At 65.4% G+C, this 7844-nt stretch carries 6 protein-coding genes; 2 read left to right on the top strand and 4 right to left on the bottom strand.

Going from position 1 to position 7844, the window contains the following annotated elements; all coding sequences use genetic code 11:
• Positions 1–359: 359 nt before the first annotated feature.
• The 4 genes from Y882_RS18150 to Y882_RS18135 form a co-directional block, all read right to left on the bottom strand.
• Positions 360–1112 (bottom strand): glycosyltransferase family 2 protein, encoded by a 753-nt coding sequence (locus tag Y882_RS18150; RefSeq protein WP_046973366.1) that lies wholly within the window; start codon positions 1110–1112, stop codon positions 360–362.
• On the bottom strand, positions 1109–2032 hold the full coding sequence (locus tag Y882_RS18145) for a class I SAM-dependent methyltransferase (protein ID WP_162207435.1): 924 nt from the start codon (positions 2030–2032) through the stop codon (positions 1109–1111). The genes Y882_RS18150 and Y882_RS18145 overlap by 4 nt, the downstream gene beginning before the upstream one ends.
• 26 nt (positions 2033–2058) lie before the next feature.
• Complete coding sequence (locus Y882_RS18140) at positions 2059–3303, bottom strand: hypothetical protein (protein WP_046973364.1); 1245 nt, start codon at positions 3301–3303, stop codon at positions 2059–2061.
• A 65-nt stretch (positions 3304–3368) separates the two neighbouring features.
• Entirely contained in the window at positions 3369–4001 is a 633-nt protein-coding gene (locus Y882_RS18135; RefSeq protein ID WP_046973363.1) for a polysaccharide deacetylase family protein, read from the bottom strand.
• A 438-nt stretch (positions 4002–4439) separates the two neighbouring features.
• On the opposite strand from Y882_RS18135, the gene Y882_RS18130 reads away from it, so the two are divergent.
• Together Y882_RS18130 and Y882_RS18125 are read left to right on the top strand one after the other, a co-directional pair.
• Entirely contained in the window at positions 4440–5630 is a 1191-nt protein-coding gene (locus tag Y882_RS18130; RefSeq protein ID WP_046973362.1) for a glycosyltransferase, read from the top strand.
• Positions 5627–7726, top strand: coding sequence for an NAD-dependent epimerase/dehydratase family protein (locus tag Y882_RS18125; RefSeq protein ID WP_046973361.1), 2100 nt, complete (start codon positions 5627–5629; stop codon positions 7724–7726). The genes Y882_RS18130 and Y882_RS18125 overlap by 4 nt, the downstream gene beginning before the upstream one ends.
• The last annotated feature ends 118 nt before the right edge of the window (positions 7727–7844 follow it).

Here is a 7844-nt window from a genome sequence, read left to right as displayed (position 1 = left end):
GCGCACCCTGTGCGCGACCACCTGACGGAGCGGCACACCCCAGCGCCTCGGTCGCGCACAAGGTGCGCTCCTACAAGGAAACACACAGGTCCGTGCCGATCAGCTCTTTGTGGGAGCGCACCCTGTGCGCGACAAACCTACGGAGCGATACACCCCAGCGTGTCTGTCGCGCACAGGGTGCGCTCCCACAAAGAGCTGATCGGCACGGACCTGTGTGTTTCCTTGTAGGAGCGCACCTTGTGCGCGACCGAGGCGCTGGGGTGTGCCGCTCCGTCAGGTGGTCGCGCACAGGGTGCGCTCCTACAAGGATATTTTGGCCGTGAGATGGGGGCGTATGCGATGCCGCGCATCGGCGCCTTTCACGCCAACCTCTTCCTCATCGCCTGCCACGCGTAATGGCACATATATTGGGATGAAGACAGCCAGCTGAGGTGGGCGATGTCGCGGTAGATGCGCCATTGCCAGCAGGCGGCGCGCCATTTGTCGGCGGAGACTGAGCCGTCGCGTACGCAGTAGTAGGCGAGCGGCTGCTCGCCGGGGACGCAGGAGGCGGAGCCGGCGCGGCGCACCATCTCCAGCCAGAACACGTAATCCTCGTGGCCTACCGAGCGGAAGGCCGCGTCGCCCAGGCTGCGATCGTAGAGGCCGGTGAGGTTGCCGATATGGTTGCTGCGCAGCATCTGCTCGTAGCTGACGGTGGCCGGTGGCCTGACGCAGGAGAGCAGGTGGCCTTGTTCGGTGACGCGGTCATAAGGCGTGTACGAAACGCGCGCACGAGTTTCCTCCATGTGCTCCATCTGCCACTCCAGCTTGCGCGGATGCCAGCCGTCGTCGCTGTCGAGGAACGCGATATGGCTGCCGCGGGCGGCTGCGATGGCGGCGTTGCGTGCCGCGGCCACGCCGGCATTCTCCTTGGCGTGAATCACGCGGACGCGCTGGTCCACCTCGGCGAGCGAGTCGAGCAGGGCCGGCGTCTGGTCGGTGGAGAAGTCGTCCACGACCACCAGTTCCCACGACGCATAGGTCTGCGACAGCACGGAGGCCACCGCGCCGCGGATGTATTTCTCCGCGTTGTAGGCAGGCATCACCACGCTGACCAGGGCGGCGCTCATGATGGGACCCCGGCCGGGCCTTTTCGACCGATGAAATCAATCGAGGTCACACACAGGCGTTCGGGCGGGATATGCGCGAACTGCGGATGGACCTGCATCGCCGCCAGCTGGGCGAGGCGCGATTCGCGCGCGCATTCGGTATTGAGCACGATATCGAAACCTACCGCCTTGGCCCGATCCACGAACTCATGCGCGCGCATGCGGTTCTGGTAAAGAAACGCATTGTCCCAGCGCCGCCATTCGCTATCGGAGTACTTCAGATAGTTGAGCTGGTTGATCTTGCGGTCGACATACGCGTAGTGGTCGCCGCAGTTCACCGAGTGGAACATGATGCCGCCGGGTGCCAGGATGCGCATGGCCTCGCGGAAGATGGCGTCCACTGCCTCGGGCACGACGTGCTCCAGCACGCTGTTGGAGAACACGCAGTCGAGCGCCTGCGAACCAAGGCTGGTACGCGAGGCATCGGCTGGTGCTTCGTAGACCACCACGCCATCGGTGGCTTCGCTCACGTCATCGCTCACTTCCAGGCGCGCCACCAGCAACTGCTGACGTTGCTGGATGACGTGCTCGGACACGTCGCAGGCCTCGGCGATCAAGGCCGTATGGCGGCCAAGATTGATCGCGCACTCCCTGACCAGATCCAGCTTGATATGCCGGTTCAGGTCGACCGTGATCACCTGCCTGGCACCGCCGAGATAGCAGGCAAACGGAAAGGTGGGATACCAGCCGCTGCCGATCTCGAACAGCCGCGCGCCGGCAATGGGAACACCCGCTTCGCGCAGATGACCGGCCATCAGCCGCCAGTCGTCCATCTTGATGTCGAACTCGCGGGTGAAGCCGCGCAGGCCGCCGAAGCGGCGCTGCAGCTCGTAGTGCGCGCGCTCGCCGCCAGGCACATGCCCCAGGACTTTCTGCAACACGCCTTTGGCTCGCCAATGCATTGTGGTTACTCCATGCCTGGTACGTCGACCACCGCCATGCTGGCGCGGTGATCGGGCGATGACGCCGGGGACGTCCACCGGGTGACGCCCGGTGGCGGAGGAAGCTCGAAATCGCGATAGCGCGCAGGATTGCCTTGCATGCCCGCTTCGGCGGCCTTGATGATGTTGTACATCTCGCGCGAGGTGACGTAGTGCAGCACGTAGCGCTGCCCGTCGTTGTACGCCTGCTCGAGATGATCGTGCATGGCGTGCATGGGGGCGCCCAGCAGCGTCTCCATGTCGCGCTCCTGGGTGCCGTGCGTGTGGATCTTGATGAAGATCCACTCCGGACGGCCTTCCACGTGGATGCCGGTGCGTACCCATGCGTCGACACGTTCGGGCGTCGGCGGGCAACTGTGGCGCACGTCGGCGTTCTCGATACGCGGCATGATCAGCTTGCGGCGGCGCTTCCAGTCGAGCCCCAGCGGGCCTTGCACGATCATCAGGTCGCCCGTCGGCGTACCGTCGACGCGCACCGGCATCCCGGTATTGTGGGATTTCGGGCGGCAGGGATCGTCGGTGGCGTAATAGATCGAATTGATCGCGCGCGTCTGGGTTTCGCTGGGTGCGGAGGGCAGGGTGAAATCGGCGTAGCAGCCCAGTTCGCGCAACAGGATCAGCTCATTGTTGAGCCCGCACCAGCGACCGTCCGCGCGTGAGTTGTCCAGCGACCAGTTGCCGTGGATAAAGCCGAAGCGCAGCTGGCCGGTGCGCGGATCGCGGGGAAGCGCCCCATGCCGCGCATGCAACAGCTCGTTGAAGCGCGAGATGGTGGCGCAGAAATTCTCCGGCGTGTCGTTGTCATGGTGCAGGTGGATTTCGATTTCGCCATAGCCGTTGGCGCAAAGCTCGGCAATCTTGTCCAGGTGCTCGGGCAGGTATTCCTCTTCGGGATAGAAGAAGGTGTGTTGGGGCGGGCGTCCATCGGCGTCGCGATGGCGGGAGGCCATGGCGGGGTAGCCGCTGTGCCAGCGGTCGACGCGGCGGCGCTGGGTGTCCAGGTCCACGCGACCCCACGCGGGCTCGTAGTGATCGACGAAGCAGAACATGACGTGCGTGGGCCCCGTCACGGCAGGCCGCGGCCGGCGGCGCAGATAGCTGCCCAGCCATACCTGCATGTTGCGCGAACGTATGGCCATCCACGCCACGACGCAGAACGCGGCTGCGAGCAACGCCAACACCAGCAATGCCAGGCCTACCGATAGGCTCATCTCATTCCCCTGTCAGCGGTCCAGGTGCCTTGGCAGCAGCGGACCGCATGGTGCGCCGACCAGCGTCATGCAGGCAGCGCGCGAAAGGTGAAACCGTGTTGCTCCCATTCGGGCAGCAGTAGTTCGAGCATCCGGCGCGAGCAGTCGCTGTCGTCATGCATCAACATCACATCGCCGGCGCGCGGCGGACGTGCGCGCAGGCGTGCGGCCAGTTCATCGGGTTCGCGGCCTTGATAGTCCAGCGTGTCGTACGACCAGTAGGCGAGCTTGCGCTTGCTGAGCGCGAAGCGCAGCGTCAGCAGCAGCGAGAACACGCCGCGCGGCGGACGAAAGCCGTGATGGCTGAGTCCGTCGAAATGGGACAGCACCTGGTCCGTGCGCTCCACTTCCACCCATTGCTCGGTGTGGGTCAGCGCGTCGAACATCGGGTGGCTATAGGAGTGGTTGCCCAGCGCGTGGCCTTCTTCGACGATGCGCTCGACCAGCTGCGGATAGCGTTCGGCTTCGCGCCCGATCAGGAAGAAGGTGGCCTTGACGCCGTGCCTGCGCAGCAATTCCAGCAGGGCCGGCGTGTGGTCGGGATTGGGGCCGTCATCGAAGGTGAGGTAGAGCGCCTTGTCGGCGCCGGGCGCGCGCGTGAACACCACCGCATGCGGGATCCATTGCAGCAGCTGCATCTTTTTCGGCCGGAGCGTCATGACGACAGTTCGCACGGAAAGGATGTGAATGGGCGAGCGCCGGGAGGGCGTCCATCAGCGGCGGAGACCACCAACGGGCGCCGTCCTGCCAGGCTCCACTTTGTCGCCAAAGGCCCTCGATATCCATCGAGCACATAGTCAATGGGGCATGCCACCGACAGGCTATGGCGAACGGCCGATAGGCCGCGCTGCGGCAACGCGTGGCTGCGCAGAAATGGCCGGAAACAAGGCCTTTCGCGCCGTTTGCCTTGGCAATTCGACGGATGGGAGCGCCTTGGGCGTTGGGTTAGGCTGGCTGTGTCGATGAGCGGGCGGAGCAGGTGTCCGTACCTACCCGGCGGTGGCCATGCCTGGCGCGCCGATCTCACTTGTGGTGATCAACCTGGACAGGGGACAGACCATGGTGGTTGTACGCCCGGCCCGTGCGCGGGAGCTGGCATGCTAGAGCACTACGGCGTGGTCTATTTCGGCAACGACTGGTGGGCGGAAAACCGCACCAGCAGCCATCACGTTGCCACGCGCCTGGCCGCGCATATGCCGGTGCTGTACGTCGATTCCCCGGGCATGCGCGCACCGCAGGCGAGCGGGCGCGATCTGCGCCGCGCATTTCGAAAGCTGCGCGAAGCGTTTCGGGCGCCGCAGCGTGTCGACACCAATTTCTGGCATTGCACGGTGCCGCAGCTGCCGTTCCGGCGCATTCCCGGCGTGCCCCTGTTCAATCGCCTGTTCAGTCAGTGGGCATTGCGACGCGCCATGCGCGTGCTGGGAACCCGACGTCGCATCTCATGGTTCGTGGCGCCGCATCCGGGATTTCTCGCGCGCCGCCTGGGCGAAAACTTCTGCGTCTATTACTGCATCGACGACTACGCGGCGCACCCGGGCGTGGACGCGGAAGTCATCGCGGCCAGCGACCTGGCGTTGACCCAGCGCGCGGATATCGTCTTCGTGGCCCCGCCTGCGTTGCTGGCCAGCAAGCAGGCGCAGAACCCGCAAACGCGCTATTCGCCGCACGGCGTGGACGCCAGGTTGTTTGCGCGCGCCGCGGACCCGGCAACCGAGGTCCCCGCACTGGCGCGTGAGCTGAAGGGGCCGGTGGTGGGTTATTTCGGTTCGATCCACGAGTGGATCGATGTGGAGCTGATCGCCTGGCTCGCACGGTCACGGCCGCAATGGACCTTCCTGCTGGTGGGCTATGCCGCGATCAAGGTGCCCGAACTGGAGGCGCTGCCGAACGTGGTGCTCGCGGGCGCACAGCCCTATGGCAGTCTGCCAGGTTGGGCCAAGGCGTTCGACGCGGCGATCATTCCGTATCGGCGCAATCGCCAGGTGGAGAACGCCAATCCGCTGAAGCTGCGCGAATACCTCGCCACCGGCAAGCCCATCGTGGCGGTGAGCAATCCGGAGATTGCGCGCTTCGCCTCTGTCGTGCGCATCGCCGAAGGCCATGAGGATTTCCTCGCCGGCCTCGACCAGGTGCTGGCCGATGGACCGCTCAAAGGCGCCACCGAACGCATGGCCTCGGTGGCCGATCAAACTTGGGATCGCCGGGTGGAAGACGTGCTGCGCGAAGTCGCCACGTCGCTCGCCACGGCGGATATGACATTGGCTGACCGTCGGGTACCCGGATGAGTGTTTCTGTCGACAACCCTCTGCGCATCGGCATCGTAGGTGCGGGCTATGTGGCGCGCTATCACATCGAGGCGCTGCAGCGGCTCGACTATGTCCAGATCGTCGGCATCTGCGATCTCGACGTGGAGGCGGCGCGCAAGCTGGCGCAGACGTTCGGCATCGAGCGGGTGGTGTCTGACCTTGCCGAGCTCGGCGAAGCCCGCCCGCATGCCATCTATGTGCTGACGCCGCCGTCCAGTCATTGCCCGTTGACCCTGCGCGCGCTCGACATGGGTTGCCATGTCTTCGTGGAAAAGCCGATGGCCGACTCGGTGGCCGAGTGCGACGCCATGATCGCCAAGGCACGCGAGAAGAACCTGGTGCTCTCGGTCGATCATTCGGACTTGTTCGATCCGATGGTGATGCGAGCCAAGGCGCTGGTGGATGCAGGTGCCTGCGGTGAGCTGGTGGCGGTGGATGTATGGCGCAGCTCCGACTATCCGCCGTATGGCGGTGGCCCGCTGCCAGGTATGGTGGCGCAGGGCTCCTATCCGTTCCGCGATCTGGGCGTGCATGGCCTGTACACGCTGGAAGCATTTCTCGGCGAGCTGTCCCAGGTCGATATCCGCTATCGCTCCACCGGCAAATCCTCCACGCTGAAGTTCGATGAGTGGCAGGCTACGGCGGATGGCGCGGCCGGCACCGGGCGCATCATGCTCTCGTGGAATATCCGGCCGATGATCAATCGCATCGTGGTGCAGGGCACTCGCGGCGTGATCGAGATCGATCGCTTCCTGCAGGTGTGCCACGTACGCCGTGTATTGCCCGGGCCGAAATTCATCGGCATCGTGATGGGCGCGTTTTTCGGCGCCGTGCGCGACGTGTTCCGCATACCTTGGAACGTGTTGCGCTTTGCCACCGGCAGGCTGCGGCCGTCACCGGGCATCCAGGCCGGCGCCCAGGCGTTCGCGCAGGCCTTGCACGAGGGCAAGACGCCGCCGGTGAGTGCGCAAGACGGTCGCCGTCCCATTGCCCTGATGGAAGCGGCATGCCGTCGCGCCGATGAAGAACGCAAACAGGAGCTGGAAGCGCGATACGCAACGCTGGAACCCGTGGATGCCCTGGTGACCGGTGCGTCGGGCTTTCTCGGTCGCGCGTTGCTGACGGCGCTCCGGCGCCATGGCCAGCGCGTGCGCGTGCTGGTGCGCCGCGCGGATCCGCGCCTTGCAGCGCTGGCGGAACAGGTGGTGGTGGGCGATCTGGGCGATCCACGCATCGTCGAGCATGCGGTGCAGGGCGCACGCACGGTCTACCACGTGGGCGCCGCGATGGGCGGTGGTTCCCGCGATTTCGAGGCCGGCACCGTGTGGGGCACGCGCAATATCGTCCATGCCTGCGTGAAGCATGCGACGCAAAAGCTGGTGTACGTCAGCTCGATGAGCGTGCTCGATCATGCGGGGCGCGACCCGGCCGTGGCGATCCACGAGGGATCGGCGCTGGAACCCCATCCCGATTGGCGCGGCAGTTACACGCAGACCAAGTTGACGGCCGAGACGCTGGTTCGGGACGCGATCCGCGATCACGGTCTTGCTGCAGTGGTCCTTCGTCCGGGCCAGATCGTAGGGCCGGGATCGGAAAACACCACGCCCAACGGAACCTTGGCGATCGCAGGTCGCTGGATTGCCGTCGGCTCGCCGTCGCAGACGCTGCCGCTGGTCTATGTCGATGACGTGGTCGATGCGCTCCTGCTCGCGGCGCATGTGCCGGCGGCGCAGGGCCAGGTGATCCATGTGGTCGATCCGGCGATCGTGACGCAGGGCGAATATCTCGATCGCGTGCGTCGCAAGCGCGGCAAGGGATTGCGGCTGATGCGCTGGCCGACCGGTTTGTTGCTCACGCTTGCCGTAGGCGTGGAAGGCCTGGGCAGGCTGCTGCATCGGAACGTCCCGCTGACCCGCTATCGGGTGAGGTCGTTGCGGCCGCTGGCGAATTTCGATCAGCGCGTGGCGCGCGAGGTGTTGGGTTGGGAGCCTCGAGTGGGATTGCGCAGGGGGATGGATGTGATGTTTGGGGATGAGGTGGTGGGGGATGTGTTGGCGCCGGTTTCGGATAAATAGCGGTTCGGTCGGCGACGCATTCAACATCGGCTGGCGATCCCGGCGCAGGCATTGCCACCGCCAGTCAGTCCGTGGGAGCGCACCCTGTGCGCGACCGCCACGCCTGGGTGTATCGCTC

Source organism: Dyella japonica DSM 16301 (assembly GCF_001010355.1).
Taxonomy (GTDB): Bacteria; Pseudomonadota; Gammaproteobacteria; order Xanthomonadales; family Rhodanobacteraceae; genus Dyella; species Dyella japonica.
Note: the sequence above shows the minus strand (reverse complement) of the source record. Positions and strands in the feature narration are given on the sequence as shown.